9 protein-coding genes and 2 pseudogenes are annotated in these 21,098 nt (G+C 68.2%); 6 read left to right on the top strand and 5 right to left on the bottom strand.

Translation table 11 applies throughout. From position 1 onward, the window contains the following. Positions 1-140: 140 nt before the first annotated feature. A pseudogene (locus tag AOK08_RS01000) lies at positions 141-1,292 on the top strand (tyrosine-type recombinase/integrase); the annotation flags it as partial. A 1,301-nt stretch (positions 1,293-2,593) separates the two neighbouring features. On the opposite strand, the gene AOK08_RS00995 reads toward AOK08_RS01000, so the two are convergent. The 3 genes from AOK08_RS00995 to AOK08_RS49085 form a co-directional block, all read right to left on the bottom strand. Next, entirely contained in the window at positions 2,594-9,415 is a 6,822-nt protein-coding gene (locus AOK08_RS00995) for a polymorphic toxin-type HINT domain-containing protein (RefSeq protein ID WP_079053738.1), read from the bottom strand. 137 nt (positions 9,416-9,552) lie between these two features. Then, the gene (locus tag AOK08_RS00990; protein WP_241826754.1) at positions 9,553-14,028 is read right to left on the bottom strand and encodes a LamG-like jellyroll fold domain-containing protein; all 4,476 of its coding nucleotides are present in this window, start codon (positions 14,026-14,028) and stop codon (positions 9,553-9,555) included. A 604-nt stretch (positions 14,029-14,632) separates the two neighbouring features. After that, positions 14,633-14,797, bottom strand: a complete 165-nt coding sequence (locus AOK08_RS49085; protein WP_479683309.1) for a class III lanthionine synthetase LanKC N-terminal domain-containing protein — start codon at positions 14,795-14,797, stop codon at positions 14,633-14,635. A 120-nt stretch (positions 14,798-14,917) separates the two neighbouring features. Between AOK08_RS49085 and AOK08_RS00985 the strand changes: the two genes are divergently transcribed. From AOK08_RS00985 to AOK08_RS42530, 5 genes and pseudogenes are all read left to right on the top strand, one after another. Further along, a complete protein-coding gene (locus AOK08_RS00985) occupies positions 14,918-15,682 on the top strand; it encodes an ABC transporter ATP-binding protein (protein WP_055522649.1) in 765 nt (254 codons plus the stop codon). Positions 15,683-15,687: 5 nt separating this feature from the next. After that, positions 15,688-18,258, top strand: coding sequence for an ABC transporter permease (locus AOK08_RS00980; protein WP_198539064.1), 2,571 nt, complete (start codon positions 15,688-15,690; stop codon positions 18,256-18,258). A gap of 205 nt (positions 18,259-18,463) precedes the next feature. After that, complete coding sequence (locus AOK08_RS00975; RefSeq protein ID WP_055522644.1) at positions 18,464-18,721, top strand: beta propeller repeat protein; 258 nt, start codon at positions 18,464-18,466, stop codon at positions 18,719-18,721. Positions 18,722-18,737: 16 nt separating this feature from the next. Continuing rightward, positions 18,738-19,352, top strand: a complete 615-nt coding sequence (locus AOK08_RS00970; protein ID WP_055522642.1) for an RraA family protein — start codon at positions 18,738-18,740, stop codon at positions 19,350-19,352. Then, positions 19,330-19,968: pseudogene (locus tag AOK08_RS42530) on the top strand (ABC transporter transmembrane domain-containing protein); the annotation flags it as partial. The gene AOK08_RS00970 and the pseudogene AOK08_RS42530, both read left to right, overlap by 23 nt. 206 nt (positions 19,969-20,174) lie before the next feature. On the opposite strand, the gene AOK08_RS42525 reads toward AOK08_RS42530, so the two are convergent. Beyond that, on the bottom strand, positions 20,175-20,525 hold the full coding sequence (locus tag AOK08_RS42525) for a transcriptional regulator (protein WP_079053734.1): 351 nt from the start codon (positions 20,523-20,525) through the stop codon (positions 20,175-20,177). Beyond that, positions 20,522-20,974 carry a hypothetical protein gene (locus tag AOK08_RS00960; RefSeq protein WP_055522638.1) on the bottom strand — a complete coding sequence of 151 codons (453 nt, stop codon included), beginning with the start codon at positions 20,972-20,974 and terminating at the stop codon, positions 20,522-20,524. The genes AOK08_RS42525 and AOK08_RS00960 overlap by 4 nt, the downstream gene beginning before the upstream one ends. Positions 20,975-21,098: the final 124 nt, after the last annotated feature.

Raw genomic sequence — 21,098 nt, 5'->3', positions numbered from 1 at the left:
CTTCATGAAAGCGCGAGGCTAGCTCGTTCAGCGGGGCATAAACCCGGGCTTCTGTTCGGCAAGCGAGTGAAGCCGTCCGAGGTAGTCCTGCGCCGCTGGTTCGGAGCTGTACCGGCGCCGCATCTCAGCAGCGAGTTCGCATCGCGAGCCTGAAACTCAAGCCGCGCTCCCTGGACGACTACTGGTCCAAGACCCGCAACGACATCGTCCCCAGCATCGGCAAACACCGGCTCGACAAGCTCGCCCCGGAGCACCTGGAACGCATGTACCGGACGATGCTCGACAACGGCCACGCGCCATCCCACGTGCTCAAGGTCCACCGCATCCTCTCCCGCGCCCTGAAAATCGCCCACCGCCGCCGCATCATCGGCGAGAACGTGGCCACGCTCGTAGACCCACCTTCGGTCGACGAGACGGAGGCGAACCCGTTCACGACCGAGCAGGCAAAGGCGTTCCTGCAAGCCGCCGCCAAACGGCCCACATTCATGCGCTGGTGCGTGGGTGTCGGGATGGGCTTCCGGCAAGGTGAGACCCTGGGACTCCGGTGGACCTACGTCGACTTCGAAGCCGAGTTGTTCCACCCCAAGTGGCAGCTTCAGCGCCTCACTTGGCGCCACGGCTGCGCGGACGCTCACGCCTGCGGTGAACGCCTGCACCGATTCGAGCCCTGTCCCCCGGACTGTCGGACGCACAAGAACTACAAGCGTGGCTGCCCCAAGCCCTGCCCGAAGGACTGCCGGCGGCACGCCACTGCCTGCCCTGATCGAAAGGGGGGTGGCCTGGTCTTCACCCGTCCGAAGACCAAGAAGAGCACGAACCCTGTGCCGATCCCGCCGCCGTTCATCCCCTACTTGCACGCGCACAAGGAGCAGCAGGAAGAAATGCGCGCCACCGCCGGGGACTCGTGGCAGGAGTTCGACGCGCTCTTCACACGGCCGGATGGCCGCCCCCTCGACCCGCGTGCCGACTGGGCGGAGTTCAAGGAACTGCTCGAAGAGGCGGGCATCACAGACCGCCGCCTCTACGACGGGAGCCGCCACACCGCCGGCACGATCCTCAACGAACTCGGGGTCGACATGCCCACGATCACGGAGATCCTGCGCCACACCCAGATCAGCCAGACCCGGCGGTACGTGAAGGGACGGTCGCACCTCTCAAAGGACGCGATGCGCCGCATGGGCGACCACTTCATGCCCGCGTCCGAAGCGGCGCCAGAACCCGTGACTGAGACCAGAACTGAGACCGCCGACCGCCGCGCGGCCCGCGCTCAGCGCCGCCGCCGTATCCGGTAAAAGCAAAAGCCCCAGGTCACGGCGAGTGAGTCCTGAGGCTTCCACAGAGCCGCCTTCGGGATTCGAACCCGAGACCTACGCATTACGAGACCGTGAGCGATCATGTTGCGTGGTGTTCCGCCGTGCCGTGTAGTGACGTTACGCCTGATCAGAGCACGTACAACAGGTTGACCCGTCCAACCCGATGCTGCACCGTCCAAAGGCGTCCGGCCACCTGCTGGCCACCGGGAAGGCCCCACCGGTGGCAAGAAGTAGAATCATCGAGATTGCAGGCCTCCCACAGACTCTTCGTACTCCTGCCGGGTCCCCCCGCAGGTCACTCCAGAGACGGCCCTTTCCAGCGTGGCCGGCGCAGACCTCGCCGGTTGGCTGTTCCCGCCGATCAACTCCTCGCACCGCCTGATCCTCAGCGACCTGGTCCATCACCCCATGTCACGATCAGTACGCGGCGCTCTCCTCCGCCGCGCACCTCCGTACCCCACTCAGCCGTTTCCACTGGCTGTCCACCGGGCGGGGTTGTTGACAGCCTGTTGCCGCGCCCGTCACTGGGCTGTCAGCAATGCTGTCGTCCGATCGGAGCGACGAGCGGAGGAGGAGCCACGGCCGAGGGAGCCACCCGACCCAACTCACCTCAACGCCCGACTCCGTAGGGCCAGCGCAGCACCTGTCCGCTGACGTTTCCGTCAATTACTGCCGTCAGGTATCACAGAAAGCCGCAACCGCCCCCACCGGATTTGTCTCCAATGGGGGCGGCCGCTTACTTACTCCCGAAGACGCCAGACAGCACGCTCAGGAAGGAAGGCTCCAAATCCGGCGCCGCGGCGATGTCGGTATCGTTCTGGTACCGGATTGAAGTGCGACTGCCTCTAAGAGTTGATTCGATCCACGATATCCAAGTCCCCCTCAGCGGAGACCACTACTATCCACGCTCGATCCTCTGCCAGGAAGTAGTGATGCTCTGGTATCTCAAGGAGCGCAGCTGTAACCGACGCGGCATCATTCCCAGAAAAGCGCACACCGTAGGGCGAGAGCCCGTCCCCTACATGTTCGACTGTAGAGCCTGGCCGAATTCGCTCACAAATCCGCCTGGATGCACTCGCTGTCAGCAAATGCCCATCGTCGATCTTCCAGTGGGTATGCCCCTCTTCCACCAGGCGCCAATCAACCTTCCCTCCATCGAACGCAAAATGGAGAGCAAGCCAATCGAAGGCGGTCGACTCATTTGTTCGCTCTAGGGCACTTAGCGGCGGAACGGAATATACCGCCTCTTCCCAATAGTTACCTGCCACGATAATCCTCCATTAATGGCACCCGTGCAGGGCTTGAATTTTCGTTACCGTCGCCTCAGAGGCATTGAACTTGAAGTGCGGGCCCTTCTCTTTCCCGGACCACACGTTGATGTGAGCTCCGCTTCGCTGATCGAACTCGATCCTGAAACCAGTCTTGCCATCAGCCGTTTGCATGCCGACCGGCTTACCCTTGATCGTCCCGAACTTCCCGATCGTAGGCTTTTCGGCTTTAAATCCGCGAGAATCCAGCCATTCCAAAGCCTTATTCATCGACCGGCTGAAATCATCGCCACCGTCATTGTGCACCAATACCGGCGTAGTCCCCGCCAGCACATAGTACGTGTGAATGTCGGCGACGGTGAGGTTATGCACCGTGGCTGGCTGAGCCCATCGCTGCACTGCGGTGATCCGGACCGTGGCCCCAGTGGACGGGTGGAGTTGTTCGCCGACGGCCAAGTCGGTGGCGGCGACCCATTCACCGAGCTCCGGGACCCAGAAGGGATGTCCGTCCGTCGCGGTGACCGAAGCGGTCAGCTTCTTGCCGTTGGCCTCGATGGACAGCGTGATCTTGACCAGGTTCTTCAGACCCTTGCCGGTGATCTCGGCGGTGACCGTCTTGACTGTGGTGCGGCCGGTCTTGGGGTCTGTGGCGAGGATCTTGTCTCCGGTCCTCACGTCCTCGATAGGTTTGGCGGTGCCGTCGGCCATGAGGACCTGAGTGCCGGATACGAAACTATTGCAGGGTGTTCCCCGACCCATCGCGCCACCCAGGTAGGCAAGCAGCAGGGTGGACACACCGTCCCGGATGACGTTGCCACGGGCGACGGCTGCGGCCTTCTCGTTGCATTCCTCCGCGTGGTACACGCAGTAGGTCGCCGCGATCTCTTTGGCCTTCGCGACGTCCTCGCCACCGTGAAATACGTAGAGGAAGGCCTGACGGCATCCCTCACGCCCGTAGCAGGCGGTGCCCTCCTGGCCCTTCTGGGAGTTCTCGTAGATCGGGTTGTACCAGAAGTCGTCCGTGGCCTCCCCGTTCATCCTGGGCTGCCAGAAATCGTCCGCCATCTTGTCGATGTCGTTCGTGACCGGGGTGTACACCGCCACCCAGTTCTTCTTCGCGGCCTGGGCGCGCTTGTAGATATTGCCGCGGTGGTAGTCGGACGTGCCGGTCTTCGCGTCGTAGCCGACTTCCTGCTGCTCGTGCTTGCTGCAGAACTTGACGTCGTACTGGCAGGAGTTGGGCTTGGAGCCGATCTCCGTGCCCGCCGGGTCGGAGTAGGTCAGCGGGTTGTTGTTGGCGTAGGTGTAGCCGTTCATCTGCTGTGGGTCGCCGGCCGTGAAGACCGGGTCGACCGACAGGAAACGGCCCGTGGCGGAGTCGTACTCGCGGGCGCCGAGGTGGGTGAGGCCCGTTGCCGTGTCGGTGGTGCCGCCGACGAAGCCTCGGGTGCCGGTCCATGTTGTCGGCACGGTGCCGCGCAGGCCGCCGAACGGCAGTGTGCGGCGCTGGGTCAGTGCCTGGGTGGTGGCGTTGACGGACAGTTGGGCGGTGCCGTGGTGGTCGGCCAGGGTGAAGGAGATGGTTCCGTCGTTGGCCTGGACGGCCTGGTGTCCGCCGCCGAGGTCGAAGTAGCGGGTGCCCTTGGCGGCCGTGGCGCCCTTGGCCAGGGTGATCTCCGTGGCGCCCAGGTAGAGCGTGGTCTCCGTCGGGGTACGGCCGATCAGGCGGTTGCCGTCGGCGTCGTACAGGTAGTCGGTGACCTTGTCGCTGCCGCCCTCCACCGGCTGGGTGACCTTGGTGAGGTGGCCCTCGGCGTCCCAGTCCAGGGTCTGGGAGGTGCCGTTGCCCAGCAGACGGGTGTGGGTGTTGCCCGCGACGTCATAGGTGAAGCTGTCGGTGGACTTCACCGTGCCGGTGGTGGTGTCCACCGAGCCCAGTGTGTGCGGCTGGACCGCTCCCGGATCCGGGTAGTGGTAGCTCCGGTTGGTGTCCGGGGCACCGGTCGTGGTGCCGTGCTGGGTCTCGGTGAGCCGGTTGCCGACCTTGTCGTAGGTGTAGGAGGACCAGTACGGAGCCGGGCCGCCCAGCACACCGGTGGTGGGTGCGGTGGCACAGCCGGTGGTCGACTGGGCCCAGGCCTCCGCCACCCGGCCGAGGTGGTCGTAGCCGAAGCACTGGTTGTCGGTGCCGGAGCGTGAGGTGTCCGAGACGGACAGGACGTTGCCGGCCTGGTCGTAGGAGTAGGTGTTGAACTGGTCGACGCCGTTGACGTCCTGACGGTCCACCCGCGAGGTGGCCAGCCGCTGGGTGCCCCACTGGTAGGTGTTGGTCTCGTACGTCGTCTTGCCGCCGTTCGCGGCCAGCGAGTACTGCAGCGGCTTGCCGGTGAGGCTGTAGCTGGTGCTGCCGGTCAGGTTCAGCGGGCCGCTGACCCCGATGGGCCGCAGGGTCCCGTCCTCGTAGGTGTAGGTGACGGTGTTGGCGGCCAGGTCACCGGCCTTGGGGTAGCCGACGCCCTGCACCGTGCCCGCCGCGTTGTAGGTGGTCGCCGACAGATAGGTGCCTGCCAGCGCCCCTTCGGCCGACGGAATCGTCACCGAGGTGCGCAGCGGCCGGTACAGACGGTCGTAGGCGACGATGCTCGACCTGTACTCCTGGCCACCGCTGAAGCGCGAGCTGGACGCGAGCTGGCCCTCGGCGCCGCTGATCGTGTCGTAGACCCACTTGGCCCGCAGTGTGCCGGTCGGGGAGGTGTCCCGCAGCTCGGTCCTGCGGCCCAGACCGTCGTACAGGGCGGCGAGGACGGTGCCACGGGCGTCCTTGGTGGAGGTCACCAGTGAGCGGTCGTCGTACTCGCTGTGGCTGGCGCCCTTGTCGGGGTCCGTGGTGTCGGTGAGTCGGCCCATCAGGTCGTACGTCCACGTCCAGACGTTGCCCGCCGGGTCGGTGACCCTGGTCTGCTCACCGCGCGGCGAGTAGCCGTACGAGGTGGTGTCGTAGGCGGCGTCGGCGTCACGGGAGTGCAGGAGGCGTACCTCGGTCGTGAGGCCGCGGGCGTCGGTGACGGTGGTCTGTGCCGTGCCGCCCACCGGCGGGATGACCGTGGTGCGGTCGCCGCCGTAGATCGTCTTCGTGGTGTTGAGGACGGCTCCGCCGTCGCCGTTGCCGGCGATCTGCCGTACCTCTGTCGGCCGGCCCAGGCCGTCGTAGGTGTACCGGTTCTGGGTCTCCACGCTCAGCGCGTTCTCGGGCTTGAACAGAGTCGTGGAGGGAGCGGTGGTGTCGGTGTAGTAGGTGGCGAACTCCTTGGCCGTCAGGCCGCGTTCGTCGTAGAAGGTGTCCGCCAGCAGCGTCCCGCCGCTCGGCCCCGGGACCTGCGTCTGCCGGGCTCGCAGGAAGCCGTCGTAGAAGGCGTACGAGGTGTCCTGCGCACCCGAGTTGCCGATGGTCCTGGTGGAGACCACGACCGGCTTGCCGTCGGTGACGGTGTAGCCGAACTCGAAGCTCGGAGTCTGGTTCGTGGTCCGGTCCGCCTGCCACACCTTGGTCGTGCGGCCCAGCGCGTCGTACGCGTAGGTGGTGGCCTTCCCGTTGGTGTCGGTCTCCGTGAGCGGCAGCCCGCGCAGCGTGTCGAAGGCAGTCGTCGACGTCTGCGTGGTCGCGCTGTCCCCCGGTGTGGCGGGCGGCGTGGTCACCGTGCTGCTCGTCGAGAACCCCGTGGTCGGGAGGTACGCGGTGGTGGTGGTCCGTCCGTCACCGCGGGCGGTCCTGGTGAGCACGCCCGCCGAGGTGACCGTGACGTCGGCGGTCAGGTCGGTGGTGGTCAGCGCCCGTCCGTAGCCGTCATAGGTGGAGGTGGACTCCAGGTAGACCGCGCTGGAGCCGCTGTACTTCTTGAGTTTGGCGGTCCTGGTGACGTCACCCTTGGTCGGCGCCGCGCCGTACGCCCCGCCGTCGTAGGCGCTGCGGACGTCGGACATGACGTCGGCCGGGCGGCTGGTGGTGGCGTCGCATGCCTTGGCGACCGTCTCGACCCGTACCGGGGCGTCCACGGGAACGCCGCCGGAGACGTAGGTGGTGCGGGTGCACTGGTCGTCGGCGGCGGTCGCCGTGTCGCCGAGGTCCTCGCTCTGGGTGACCAGGCCGGTGGCCGGGTCGTGGGTGTCGGAACCCGAGGTGGTCCGCCACTTGGCGCCCGCGCCGTCGTCCAGCGAGGTCCACGACCTGGAGGAGGCGGTCCCGGTGAAGTTGGCGGTGACGGTGCCCCAGGTCCGGACCTTCTTCGCGGTCTGCTGGTACCAGGGCCTGGTCACCGACTTGGAGAGAACCTTGCCGCCTGGGGCGGAGTAGGTGACGGTCTTGTAGGCGAAGCCGGCCTGCGACTCGTGGTCGGTGATCGGGTCGCCCTCACCCGGGTCGAGGGAGACCGAGACGCTCTTGGTACCGCCGGAGGACGTCTTGCGGTCGCCGTCCATGCCGCGCAGGAAGTACGAGTCCGTCTGCGACTTCATCGCCGAGGCGCCGCCCTGGCCACCGGTGCGTACCCGTACGTGGCCGTAACCGCGCCACTGCGACCAGGTCTTGGACTTCTCCTTGGTCATCCCGTCGTCATCGTCGTAGTGCCAGGCCGCACCGTCCAGGTAGTCGTACATGGTGACCTGGTCGGGCGAGCCGCCGGTACGGTCGGTCGAGGTGACCGTGTTCACCACGTACTTGTTGAACCACTGGCGGTCCGGGTCGTCGGTGGAGCTGCCGCCGATGTACTGGGGGAAGCAGCGGGTGGTGTTGGTCTCCGGGACGGGCAGGGCTGCCGCGTCACAGACCGGGGCGGAGTAGCCGACGTCGATCTGGCCGCCCGACTCGTCCGCGACGCTGGACAGCCGGGACTTGATGTAGGGGGCGTAGCCGTCGCCGATCTTGTCGAGCCGGTTGGCGAGCTGGGTGTAGGCGAGGGTGACCTTCGGCAGGGTGATCGAGTCCGTGCCGTCGTAGCCGGTGTGCTGGATGGAGTCCAGCAGCAGCTGGTAGTCGGTGTCGGCCGTGCCCCACCGGTGGGTGAGTTTCCAGGCGTCGACCTTGCTGTAGGCGCCGGACACCAGCACCTGGGTGGTGACGCCGGTCAGCCGCTTGCGGGTGAAGAACGCCGGGGAGAAGCGGCCGTTGTCACAGTCGGTGGCCGCCTCGCAGTTCAGGTCCCACGGTGTGTCGTACCAGTACTGGGCGCCTGTGGAGATGGACGAGCAGGTGGTCGAGCTGTCGGGGATGCACCGCTCGCTGTTGGTGAAGTCGACCTTCGCCAGTGCCTTCGCCGAGTACATGGCGGTGGACTTCAGCCCGTACTCGATCCGGTCCAGCGTCCCGCCGCGTACGTACGGGGTGTCGTCGGCGGCCTTGAGGTTGCGGCCGTAGGAGTTGCTCTCCTTGTCGTAGTAGTACGCGGTCGCGTTGCCGTGCCGGTCCACGACGTAGTCGAGGTTCCAGCGCCAGCCCTGCTGGCACCAGGACGCCGCGAACGTGGAGGCGTTGCACGGTTCACCTGTGTTGTTGCCGAAGACCGGCACCGTCCACGCCGAGTCGGTGGTCTCGTTGCCGCTCGCCCAGCCCGGCAGCCGGTTGTAGCCGAAGAAGTACCGCGTGCCGTCGGGGGTGGTCACCCGCCAGTACTCGTCGTTGCGCGCGCCGTTGGACCGCACGTCGGACGTCGAGCCGTAGATCCGGTCGATCTTCGTGCCGTCGTCGTTCTGCAGCTTCCAGGAGTTGGTGCCGTTGGGCACCAGCTCCCCGCCGGAGCCGTTCAGCGACATGGTGGCGTTGTCGTACGCCCAGCACAGATCGCCCGGCTTGTTCCCGCCTGCGTTGGTCGCCCCGTCCTCCTCGCACCCCTTGTAGCTGCGCTCGATGAAGCCGGGCGACAGGTCGAAGCCGTCACCGACCCACGATGCCTGGTTGTTGGTGTTCCCGGTCCGGCCGTCGACACCGCCGGAGGAGTACGACAGCCCGACCTTCGGGGTCAGCCCACCGGGCACCTTCGGCACCGGCATGTCGTACGACCAGGCGAAGGAACCGCTGCTCTGATCCGTGGACCAGGTCGACGAGGCCGAGAGGGACGTGGCCTTGTAGTCACCCTTGTCACCGCCGGCCGAAGCCGCTGCCGCGAGCACGGTCGCCGTGCCCGCGCGGAGGGCGACCGACTTCGCGGTCAGCGTCTTTCTGTCGGTGTCGTTGACGGTCTCCACCGGCCGGGTCGTACGGCACTGCTGCTTCTGCGGCGTCGTCAGGGCACACGCGGGCAACTGGACGAGGGTCAGCCTGGACGCGTAACCGCCGCCGTACAGGCCCGCGAACGAGGAGTAGTCCAGCCCGGCGCGCACCTGGCCGCCGCGCTGGGCACCGCCCTGGCGGGGAGTCACTGTGAAGACGGGCCCGTCGACGCCCGTCCTCCGCGCCGCCGCGCGGGACAGTGCGCCCACGGTGTAGCTGCCGCCGGCCGCGTCGTTCGACCGTTCGACACCCGTGTCCAGGGTGAGCGGCAACCCCTTGACCCGGGTCGCCCGCTGACTCAGTGTCACCGTCACGGCGGTGGCCTTCGGCCAGGCGGCGGCCGGCGCCTTGGCGGGCGTGCGGGGCCCCTTCGTCACCCTGCGGGGCACCGCCTTGCCCGCCGGGCCACCGGCGACCGGCGACTCGGCCTGCGGCAGTCCGGGCTTCACCCACCCCTGCGCGACGGCGGGCACGCCCGACGCCTGGAGCAGGGTCGCGGTCAGCACGGTGGCCGTGGCCATCGCCACCCGGCGCCAGGGCCTGCCTGTTCTTGCTCGTGTTCTGGTCTTCATGGTCTTCATGGGGTCTGTCTTCCTCCCGTCGAGTGCTCCGCGGGCGGCGGGATACCGCGCGCGGCGGAGCGAAGCAGGTGGGCGGGGAACGGGCCGACCGCAGGTGGCGGCCGGCCCGTTCCCCGTGGCTGGACCGATCAGTCGCCGCTGGGGACAGCGGTCTCCACGCCCGGCATGCCGACGGCGAGGTGATCGATCTGGGTCTCGGTCAACGCGCCCTGGAAGACCCAGACGTCGGAGAGCGAACCCGGGAAGTACTGACCTGACGTGGTCCCGGTCGTGTCCCGGCCCAGCTGGAGGGTCTTCGTGGCCTTGTACGTCAGTACGTCGTCGGCCCACGAGACGATGTCGGCGCAGCTCGCGTCGTCCTTCACCCCGTCGTCGTCGGCGTCGGCGCAGGCGGTCTCCTGGAGCTCGCCGTTGACGTAGAGACGGATCTCCTTGGCGAAACCGTCGTAGACGATTGCCACGTTGTTCCAGTCGGTGGGGCTGTAGAACATGCCGTTGCCGACGTCGGAGGTGGTGGCGGTGTCGCTGTCGGAGTCGGATGTGACGATCCGCCAGCGGCCCTGATCGGTGGACGGGGTGGCGCTGGGTTCGTAGCGCACCGCGAACGCGCTCTTCCTGGTCCCGGGCGCGCTCATCACGGTGACCGGGCTCGTCGGGACGGCGGCGGTCTGGACGAAGGCGCTGACGGTGAAGCTGGCGCTGGTGTCGACCGGCACCACGGAGGCCGCGGCGTAGTCGTTCGTGCCGTCGAGGGAGACGGCACCGTCGACCCAGCCCGAGCCGATCTGCGCACCGTTGAAAAGGGTCATGGCGTTGCCGGCCGACGACGCGTCGGGCGAGGTCGCCGGGGTACCGGTGGCCGTCTCGAACTTCCAGCGGCCCTTGACCAGCGCGCGCTGCTTGAACAGTTGCTGCACCTCACCGGCGGACACCGGCCGGTCGAACAGTCGTACGTCGTCGATCTGGCCGGGGAAGAACAAGGTGGGCGCCCCCTGGAACGCGCCGGCGCCGATCTGGAACGCGCCCCCGGCGGACCAGGTCGAGGACAGGGCGGTGGTCCCGGCCAGGGTGCCGTTGACGTACAGGGACAGCTTGTCGGCGACGGTGTCCTGCACGCCGACCAGGTGTGTCCATTCACCGCCGCGCGCGGTGGTGCCCTCGGGCTGCAGGGCACGCACCACGGTGGAGTCGGTGGTGTCGGCGCTGTTCTGGTTGAACACCCAGCGGTCGTAGGAGCTGGAGTAGTACAGCGCCGGTCCTGTCACCACGTTGCCGATCTGCGCGGCGACGGCCGCCGCGTGCGTGGGCTTGGTCTTCGGCAGCTTCACCCAGGCCGCGATGGCGAAGCTGTACGTGGTGTTGACCTGCGGGCTGCCCGTGGTGGCGTAGTCGTCGGTCCCGTCCAGGGTCAGCGCGTTGCCGTCCACGCCGTCCGCGCCCGTCACGGCGCCGCCCTTGAGGACCGCTGGGCTCACGTCGGCCCGCGCGCTCAGCTGGGTCGCGTCGGCCGGGTCGTCCATGTGGAAGACCATCCGGGCCGGACGGCCGCCGCTCGTGTTCGAGGTGTAGAGGCTCGACACCTCGGCCGCCGTCAGGGGCTTCTCGAAGGTCTTCACCTCGTCGATGGCGCCAGGGAAGAACGACGTGGGGATGCCGCCCGGGGTGCTGGCCCCGATGACCATGCCACGCCGGCCGTTCCACGGCGTGGTGTAGGCAGTGGTCCCGACCAGGGTCCCGTTGACGTACAGCTTCAGCTGCTTCTCGGCCAGGGAGTAGACGCCGACCAGATGCGTCCACTCGTCGACCTTGACGCCGCCCGCGGCGGACGACATGGCCCGCACCGGAGTCCCGGACGCGGTGTCGGAGCTGTACTGGTTGAACACCCAGCGGTCGTAGCCCTTGGAGTAGTACAGCTCGAAGCCCGGCTGGTTGTTGCCCCGCTGCGAGGCCACGATCGCCGGCCCCGACGGCATCGCCGACAGCTTCACCCACGCCGACACCGAGAAGCTGACATCGGTGTTGACGGTCGCGAGGTCGGTGTCGGCGTAGTCGTCGACGCCGTCGAACCGCACGGCCTTGCCGAATCTGCCCGGCACGTTCGGCGTCGGACCGCCGTGCGTGACCGCGGGCTCCTCGGACGCGCTGCCCACCGCCTGGGTGGCTCCGGCCGCCTCGTCCATCGACCAGTCGGCACGCTCCAACTGCCCCGGCTTGACCCGGAACTGGTAGGTATAGGGCTCGGAGCCGTTGCCGGCCGCGTCGAAGGAACGCGCCGTGAAGGTGTTGAGCCCCGGTTTGAGCGGCAGTACGGGCACGGTCCTGGCCGCTCCCGCCGAGGTGGTGACCGTGTTGGCGGAAACCGGGTCACCGTTGACTCCGTACCAGTACTTCGTCACGTCGCTGACGGCACCGGTGATCACGAAGTAGCCGTACTGGCCCACTCCGTCGTACCAGGGGTCGTCGGGGTCCTCGGAGTTCGCGGCCGGGTACAGGACGGAGGAGATGGTCGGGGCCTTGGGCACGCTGGTGTCGTACACGAAGTAGCAGCCGGTCGCGTCGCCCGCGGACGACCACGGCGACCACTGCCCGCCGTCGTTGGAACGGACGTACCAGTTCACTGTCTTGTTGGCGGGGATGGACGACGGCAGGGTGATCGCGAAGTCCGAGCCGGACTTCTTCACCGACGTCCGACCGGACTTCCAGCGGGTGATCACGCCCTTGCCGTCACCGGTGTCCCAGCTCGCCCAGAACTCGACGGAGACGTTGTCGCCGTCGGGGTCGGTGACGTCGTTGGCGTAGATCTTGCCCCGGGTGCGTACCCGCGGGGCACTGGCGGGCTTCTTGCAGATTCCGCCGTACTCCATGGTCAGCTGGGACATCTTGAGCTGGGGCGGCGGGCGGTTGTACCGCACGCGCAGATAGGCGTCGTCGGAGAACCGCTTCCAGGCGTACTCGTCGGTCTCGCTCGCCGCCTTCAGACCGAAGGTCATCGTCGACCACTTCTTGTCCGCCGCCAGCTGCACCGCGGACTTCACGTCGAACTCCGCGTCCTTCGCGGCGCAGCCGGTGAATCCGTAGGCGAAGGACTCCGTCTTGAGACGGTCGATCCAGAAGCCGTCCGCGTTCTGCGAGTTCCAGGTCGTCGACGAGGAGATGTCCTTGGTACGCCACAGCTCGACGCTCCGAGCCGAGCAGGACGCCGACCAGGTGTTGCGGACCACGAACTCCGCGTTGAGCACGTCCCGGCCGGCGAACCTCGAAGTCGGGATTCGGTAGAAGAGCCGCTTGGTGTCGTTCGGCGCGCAGTAGGACCAGTTGCAGTAGCCGAGGCCCGCGTCCGGGTCACCGTTGAACTTCCACTGCGGCGACGACGCCCAGAACTTGGAGGCCATCGTCCACGCCGAGGCCTTCGGGGAGTACCACTGGGGGTCGATGAACACGGGGTACACCGTGTCCTTGCCCGTGAGCACGCGGCTGTCCGGTGTCAGCACCAGCGCGTCCTGCGCGGCTGGGACGTCCACGCCGACCGGCGCGACGTTTCCCGACTCGGCGGCGGTGGCTTCGGGGGCACCCGGTTCGCCCCCGTCTCCCGTGGCGGTTCCTGTGGCTGCGGCGTTGGCGGTGATTTTGGCCGTGGTCTTGACCGTGGTCTGGGCCGTGGCCCTGGCCGTGGCCTTGGCCGTGGCCTTGGCCGTGGCCTTGGCCGTGGCCTTGGCCGTGGCCTTGGCCGTGGCCTTGGCCGTGGCCTTGGCCGTGGCCTTGGCCGTGGCCTTGGCCGTGGACTTCGCCGCGGTCTCGGATACCTGGGTGCTGGAGTCCCACATCACGGGGCGGGGTGCCTCGAACACAGCGCTTCCGGCGCCCTCGTCGATCGCCGCCAGTCCGCCGCCCGCGGTCTCCTTCACCCGCATGCCGTCCGCGTCCAACTTCAGCCGCAACTGGCTCAGTTCATCACTCGCCGCGGCCTCGGCCGACTTGACGACCAAGAGCTGGGTGAAGCCGTCCTGCTGCGCCGTCATCCGCAGATCGACGCCAGGCAGCACATCCGGGTAGATGACGGTGCTCCCGTTCAGCTCCGGGGCAGGCAGCTTCTCGGGCCAGGACAGCGCCAGTTCACGGCCGTTCCTCATCATCCGCACCAACGGATCCGAGCCCCCGCCGGAGAACGTCAGCCCGACCGTCGTGGTCTTGGGCGCCACGGTTCCGTTCGAGCCCCGAACCAGGGTCGTGTCGATGTCCCGCCACTGTCCGTCCACCCGGGTCCGTACGGGACGCAGATGCTCCCGGGCCTCCAAGTGCCCCTCCGGAGTGGCGTACACCTCGCTGCTCTCACCGCGCAATGAGGTGATCTCCACCAACTTGCCGGTACGAGCCGCCTGGGCCAGCGCCTTGGCGTCCTCGCCCGCTCCTTGGTCTCCTGAGGCCGTAGCCGGCCCACTCGTTTCAGTGGTCCCGGCGGTCTTGGCGGTATCGACGGCCGAGGTGTCCGCCCTCTCGCCGGTCACCGCCATGGCGCCATCGGATGTGCTCGCCGCCAACGCCAAGGCGGCGGCGAGCACCGCGCCGACTGTGCGCAGCCGACGCCTTCCCCCGTACGTATTCATATGTGAACTACTCCCCCGCCAAGCCACGTTGGGCTATGGCTGGTCATCTTCGGTCAAGAGGTCGGATCGCAACATACGGGCGCCGCCACCCTGTTAACCAGAGACTCACAAGCAGACAAAATCTACAAGATTCACCAATCGAGGGAAGTTGTGCGTGAATTACTTCACGTTCACTTGGCGATTTCTCCAAGCTTCAGAACTTAAGCCTCTTTTGTCATGCACTCACCCAACCATCCCCTCTTCTGCGGAGGACGGTTCGCCGGCACGGCAGAGGTTGCGTGGATGAACTCCAGCCTCCGCCGGTCACGATCGGCCGCGCGGTCTCGCCCATCGAGGCCGTGGACACCAAGGTGGGGTGAGGTGCGGGCAACGGCACGCTCCGGCGGCCCGAGTGCCGCCGGAAGCCTTGCCCCAAACCATCCTGGAGGCGGCGCAGCCGTATGCGTCGGGCGGGCAGGGTGATGTCCAGCAATTCAGCAGCGCATAAGAAAACCACAGCTCAGAGCCACTTTTGAACATCGCAGGCGCGCAGCCGCCACCAGAGAGTGCAACTCCGACCCGCGCATTACATGCACAGCCTCAAATAGCCCTCAACACGCACATTTCAATTTGCAGGGGATGTCCGCGACGCTGGCGTTGTTGCGGCCACAAGGTGCGGTTTGAGGAAATCAGGAGGCGTGACCCAGGACGGAACGTGGAAAGCAGGATCCCTGCGGTCGGGGACGAGGTTGCCGTCCGGACCCTCGATGGCCTGTCCCCGACCCCCCATCACGGCCTCAACGCTGCATGCTCCGAGCCCGAAAGGGGCCGGGCCGCCGTGCCGCACGGCACGGCGGCCCGGCCAGTACAGACAGGAGAGAACCAAGTGTCCGCTCAAGACCCAGGACCGATGCGTGGGCACGGCCCAGGAACCTCGGCGGCCTCGCCGGAGGCGACCGTCCGGCTGGACGCGGTGAGCAAGACGTACGGGAAGGGGGCCGCCGCGGTGCAAGCCCTGCGCGACGTCTCGATGTCGTTCGCGAAGGGCAGCTTCACCGCGGTGATGGGGCCCTCCGGATCGGGCAAGAGCACCTTTCTGCACTGCGCGGCCGGACTGGACCGGCCGACATCCGGCCATGTGCGGTTGGCAGGAGCGGACATCGGCGGGTTGGACGAGAACGCCCTCACGGTCTTACGACGGGAGCGGATCGGGTTCGTCTTCCAGGCGTTCAATCTGCTTCCCTCCCTCACGGTGGAACAGAACATCACACTGCCCCTGAGGCTCTCCCGCCGTCGAACCGACCGCGAGTGGCTGGCTCGCATCCTGAAGCGGACAGGGCTCGAAACCCGCGTCACGCACCGTCCGTCGGAGCTCTCCGGCGGCCAGCAGCAACGGGTCGCCATTGCCCGAGCCCTGGTCACCAGGCCGGAAGTGGTCTTCGCCGACGAGCCGACCGGCGCCCTGGACAGCACGACAGGTCGCGAGATCCTCCTGCTCCTGCAGGAATCGGTGCGGTCTCTGCAGCAGACGCTCATCATGGTCACGCACGATCCGGTAGCCGCTTCCTACGCTGATCTCGTGCTCTTCCTGGCGGACGGACAGCTCGCGGGCTCACTCCCGTCGCCCACGCCGGACACGGTGGCCGAACGCATGGCCCAGCTCGGGAACAGGTGACCGGGGTGTTACGACTGGCGTGGCTCACCCTGCGTGCGCGCAAAGCGGGATTCGTCGGCGCCTTCACCGCTCTGGCCCTGGCGTTCGTCCTGATCACGGCGTGCGGAGTGCTGCTGGAATCAGCGTTGAGGTCGGGCGCGCCGACCGAACGGTACGCGGCGGCCGACGTCGTGATCGCCGGGCAGCAGCGCATCACTCCCGCGGAGCGGGTCCTGCGACGGCTGCGGGCGCTGCCCGGGGCCGAAAAGGTGACCGCGGAGGTCTCGTTTCCCGCCGTGGTGATCACCGACGGGCGTGAGATCGTCGGCGGCCCGGAGGGCGGGCCTTCGCTGGGGCATGCGTGGGACAGCGCGGCGCTGGCTCCGTACACCCTCGAAGCAGGCAGGCCGCCGGCCACCGATGACGAGGTGGTCCTCGACTCCTCGCTGGCCGACCGGGCAGGCGCTCGACCAGGGAGCCGGCTGAAACTGGCCACGACCGGCCCGCCCAGTGTGTACATGGTGGTCGGTGTGGCCAGGTCACCTCTCGTCCCGACCCGCCAGGCCGCCTTGTTCTTCTCCCCGCGGCAGGCTGTCCGACTCGCCGGCGGAAAGCAACCGGTCGACGCCATCGGTGTGCGCGCCAGGTCCGGGGTATCCGCGGCCGAACTCGCCGAGCAGGCACGGCAGGCCATCGAGACCCTCTATTCCGCCGACGCCTCCGACGCCTCCAACGCCTCGGACCAGGCCGGCGAGCTGTACGCGTCCGATGTGCTGACGGGCGATCAGCGGGGCGAGTTCGAGTTCGCGGACAGTCCGGACCCGGGTGAGGCACTGGGCTCCTTCGCCGGCACGTTCGGCGCGATCTCTCTCTTCGTCGCACTGTTCGTGGTCGCCGCCACCCTCGCGTTGTCGGTGCAGCAGCGCATGGGGGAGATCGGCACACTGAGGGCGATCGCCGCCACACCCAGGCAGATACGACGGATGATCGCCTCCGAGACCTTGCTTGTCTCGTTGGCCGCGTGCGCCGTCGGATGCCCAGCCGGAATCGCGCTGGCCGCTCTGCTGCGCGCCGTTCTGGCCGACCGGGGCCTGATCCCGGAGTACTTCCCGCTGCACGTCGGCCCCACGACCCTCCTGACGGTTGTGGCGCTCGTCGTCACGGCGGCTCAGCTCGCGGTGGCGGTCTCCGCTCGTCGGGCGTCGCGCGTCCATCCCACCCAGGTGCTGCGTGAGGCCTCCACGCCGCCACCGCGTACGGGGCTGATCCGGTCCCTGGCGGGGATCGTCGTTCTGGTGATCGCGGCCGTCGCACTGGCACCGGTCGCCCGCGGCCGCGGCTCGCAGGACACAGGCGCGGCGGACAGCCTCGTCATGGTGCTCATGTTGGGTGTGGCCCTGCTCGGTCCGCTGGCCGCGCGCGTCGGCAGCACCGTGCTCGGGGCGCCGATCGCCCGTCTCTTCCCCGTGGCGGGCTTCCTCGCAAGCGCGGGGACCCGTGCCCAGTACCGTCGGCTGGCCGCCGCGGTGACCCCTCTCGTCCTGGCCATCTCCTTCTCCGGCACGCTGCTGGCGGTGCCCGAACTGAAGACGCGGGCCGCCGAGACCCAGAACAGCCAACGGCTCCGAGCCGACCACGTGGTCCGGAGCTCCGGGATCGGGCTGCCCGCCGACTACGCGGCCGAGGCCAGCCGGATTCCCGGTGTCCAAGCGGTCACCGGACTCATGCCGGTCAGCACCACGCTCACCTCCCGGCACGAGGGGGACACACAGACTCACGGCGGCCAGGGTTACGCCGTGGACGAAGAGACGCTGCCGACCCTCCTCGACCTGGACATCAGGGCGGGCTCTCTCGCCCGGCTGCGCCGGGACACGGTCGCTCTGGGGGAACGCCGAGCCGAATCCCTCGGCGTGAGGGTGGGGGACACGGTCGGTGTCGACTGGGAGGACGGCACCCGGTCGGACGCACGCGTCGTCGCCCTGTACGCCCGCGACAAGGGTTTCGCCGACCTGGTGCTGCCCCGCGAACTCGCCGAACGGCACTCCACCGATCCGCTGGACGACACCGTGCTGCTGCGCACCTCCCCCACGGCGGACGACAACGCGGTCCAGAAGGCACTCCAAGCCCTCACCGCCCAGTACCCGATGGCCGACCCCATCCCCCGAGCCGCGTACGACGAGGCACGACACGCCCGCCAGGAATCCTCGAACTCGCTCTCCCTCCTTCTGCTCGGCATGATCGCCGCCTTCACCGCGATCGCCGTCGCCAACACCCTCACGATGTCCACCATGGAACGGACACAGGAGTTCGCCATGCTCCGGCTGATCGGGGCCACCCGTCGCCACGTCACGCGGATCATGCTCTGGGAAGCAGGCATCACCGTCACTCTGGCGGTGGCACTGGGAAGTCTGGTCTGCGCCGCCGTACTCGTTCCGATCGCCCTGGCCCTGACGGGTTCAGCGGTACCGGCGGTCTCCGCCGGCCATGTACTCGCCGTACTCGGCGGGACAACCGCTTTCGGCCTGGTCACGGTGCTGTTCACGACCCGCCTGGCACTGCGCACCCACCCCGCACAGGCCATCGGGACCGGACGATGAGGAGACCCGACGACACAGGGGACGCGCAGGCCACGCCGAGCCGGTACGCCCCGACCGGTACGCCTCGTACTCGGCCTGCTCAGCCAGGGCCCGTTGGACGCCGGCGACCGAAGGACTCCCGCCCGGCGGCACCGTCCTGGGCACCCGGGACGGCGGCCGCACCTGGAAGCGCCGTGAGAGCCCGACCCGGCAGAACTTCACCGCCGTGCACTTCTCGCCCGACGGCCGGCTCGGCTGCGTGATCGGCCGCAGCGACACCGTCATGACCTCGTACGACAGCGGCACCATCTGGCAGGTCGGCACCACTGGCACGGGCATGTCCCTGTGGAACGTGCGGGTTCTCTCCGAGCGGGACTCATGGGTCGTCGGCGACGAGGGCACCGTACTGTCGACCGCCGACGGCGCCGCCCACTGGGACCAGCGCTTCTACGGCCCGGAGAAGGACGCGGCCGCCCGCCGCTGACCGAACAGAGGAAGCAATGGACAACGCATTCAAGGACGTTCCCCCCACCACCCTCGCCGACCTGCTGGGCCGCGAGCAGGTCATGGACATCGGCATCCGTCCGCTGTGGGACTCGCCGCGCGTCGCCGGACCCGCGTACACCGTGCGGTGCGAGCCCGGCGACAACCTGATGCTGCACACCGCGATCTACCGCGCCGAGGCGGGCTCGGTCATCGTCGTGGAGTCGGGCGACGTGGACTACGCGCTGGCCGGCGGCAACGTGTGCGCGGTGGCCCAGCGCCGGGGTGTCGCGGCCTTCGTGGTCGACGGCGTCATCCGCGACCTGGCCGAGGTGCGCGAGGCCGGCTTCCCGGTCTTCTCCCGCGGTGTCATCCCCATCCCCGGCACCAAGAAAAAGATCGGTTCGCTCGGTGAGCCGGCGCGCGTCGGCGGTGTGCTGGTGCACCCGGGCGACATCGTGGTCGCCGACGAGGAGGGCATCGTCGTCACCCCCGCCGCCCGCCAGGAGGAGATCCTCGCGACCGCGCGGGCGAAGCTCGCCAAGGAAGCCGAGGAGTCCCTCGACGCCTGGGAGGCCAACCACCGCGCACGCATCGAGAAGGCGCTGGATGACCAGGGCTTCACAGGCTGACCGCGCACCATCCTTTCCACCGCACCCCATTCGGCGGCGCACCCCGGAATCCCATCCGGGGTGCGCCGCTGTTTTCCGCCCTCACACGGGCCGGCTGAGCGCGCACGTCGAGGAGACCTACACCGGACACGCCCTGGTGAAGGTGTACGCGCAGGAAGAGCGCGCGCTTCGGGACTTCCACGCGGAGAATGCCGCACTGAGCACGGCCGCTTTCAAGGCCCAGGTCGCGTCCGGGGTGATCCAGTCGGCCACCGTCTTCGCCTCCAACGTCAACTACGTACTCGTCGCCGTCGTCGGCTGTCTGCGGGTGGCGTCGGGTTCGCTCTCGCTGGGCGATGCGCAGGCCTTCGTCCAGTACGCACGGCAGTTCAGCCAGCCCCTGACACAGATGGCGACGCTGACCAGCCTGGTGCAGTCCGGGGCTGCGTCCGCGCGCCGGGTGCTGGAGTTCCTGGAGGAGGAGGAACAACCGCAGGATGCCCTGCCGAGCGTTCCAGCCACCGACGTACGCGGTGGGATCGCCTTCGAGGACGTGTCCTTCCGCTACGACGAGTCCGCCCCACTCCTGGAGGGGATCTCCTTCTCCGTGCCACCGGGGCAGACCGTCGCCGTGGTGGGAGCGTCCGGGGCGGGCAGGACGACGCTGCTCAATCTGCTCATGCCTAGTTCCTGCGGAAGGCCGACCGCTCATTTGCTGGCCGGACTTCATCCGCAAGGAGTGACACTCGGCCCGCGTCCCGCCCCGAACGGGCGCGGCAGTCGGGGCGGACGCGGCGGGACCAATGCCCTGGGCCCACGTACCGTCTTTCCGGTGGCCAAGGACTATGCCTCCGCCGCCGAGGCCTCTTCGGCCGCTGCGCCCAGGGCCGCCGCCTGGGCGGCGAGGTCACGCAGGGCCACGAGGTGGGCGAGAAGGGCACGGCGGCCCTCCGGGCTCAGCCGCAACCAGGTACGCGGGCGCTTGCCCACGTACCCCTTGCGCACCTTGACGTACTCCGCGGCCTCCAGCGCGCCGACCACCTTGCTCAGCACCGAGTCCGAGATCCCGCACCCCTCGCGGACGGCACGGAACTCGGCCTCGGTGCACCCGGAGAGGAACGCCATGACCGCGAGCCGGGTGGGGTGATGGATGCGCTCGTCCAACGCGGGGGACACCCGCTCTTCGCCTCTCATGGCCGGGCGTCTCCCGCCCGCTCGCGGGTCAGCAGCCACCAGTTGGCCAGCCCGCCGCTGATCCCGCCGCCGATGTACAGCCCCGCCAGCCCGAAGAACCCGCCCGCGCCCGCGGCCACGACGAGCACACCCGCGTAGGTCAGCGTCACCTGTCGTCGGCCCGTATGGCGTGGATAGGCCTGGATGATGCCCGGCCGGTGCTCGAAGCGCCGGGCAAGCACGACCTGGGCAGCCACCAGCAGGGCTCCCACCAGCGGCAGCGCGACGGACAGCCACGAGTCGGGGACGGCCCACCGGAGGCCGATCAGGGTTAGCCCGGCGGCCATCAGCCCGCCGTTGACGGCCGGATACCAGGCCGGCGGGACGACACCTGGCCGGGCAGCCGCGTCGTGCGCCGCCTCGGCAGCACGCAGCGCGGCAGCGGCGTCGAGAGCAGGGGTGCCGGGCATCAGGTCCTCCGAACATCAGGGTCGTCGTCCTGTGGCGATCCTTGCACTTACTTTCCACTATGGCAAGTAATACTTTTCTGGAAAGAATAGGCCGAGGTGGCAATGCACCCGCCGCCAATCCGGC

The sequence above is a fragment of the Streptomyces graminilatus genome (assembly GCF_001418565.1).
GTDB classification, from domain to species: domain Bacteria; phylum Actinomycetota; class Actinomycetes; order Streptomycetales; family Streptomycetaceae; genus Streptomyces; species Streptomyces graminilatus.
The sequence above is the reverse complement of the archived record's forward strand: the minus strand, read 5'-3'. Positions and strand labels throughout refer to the sequence as shown.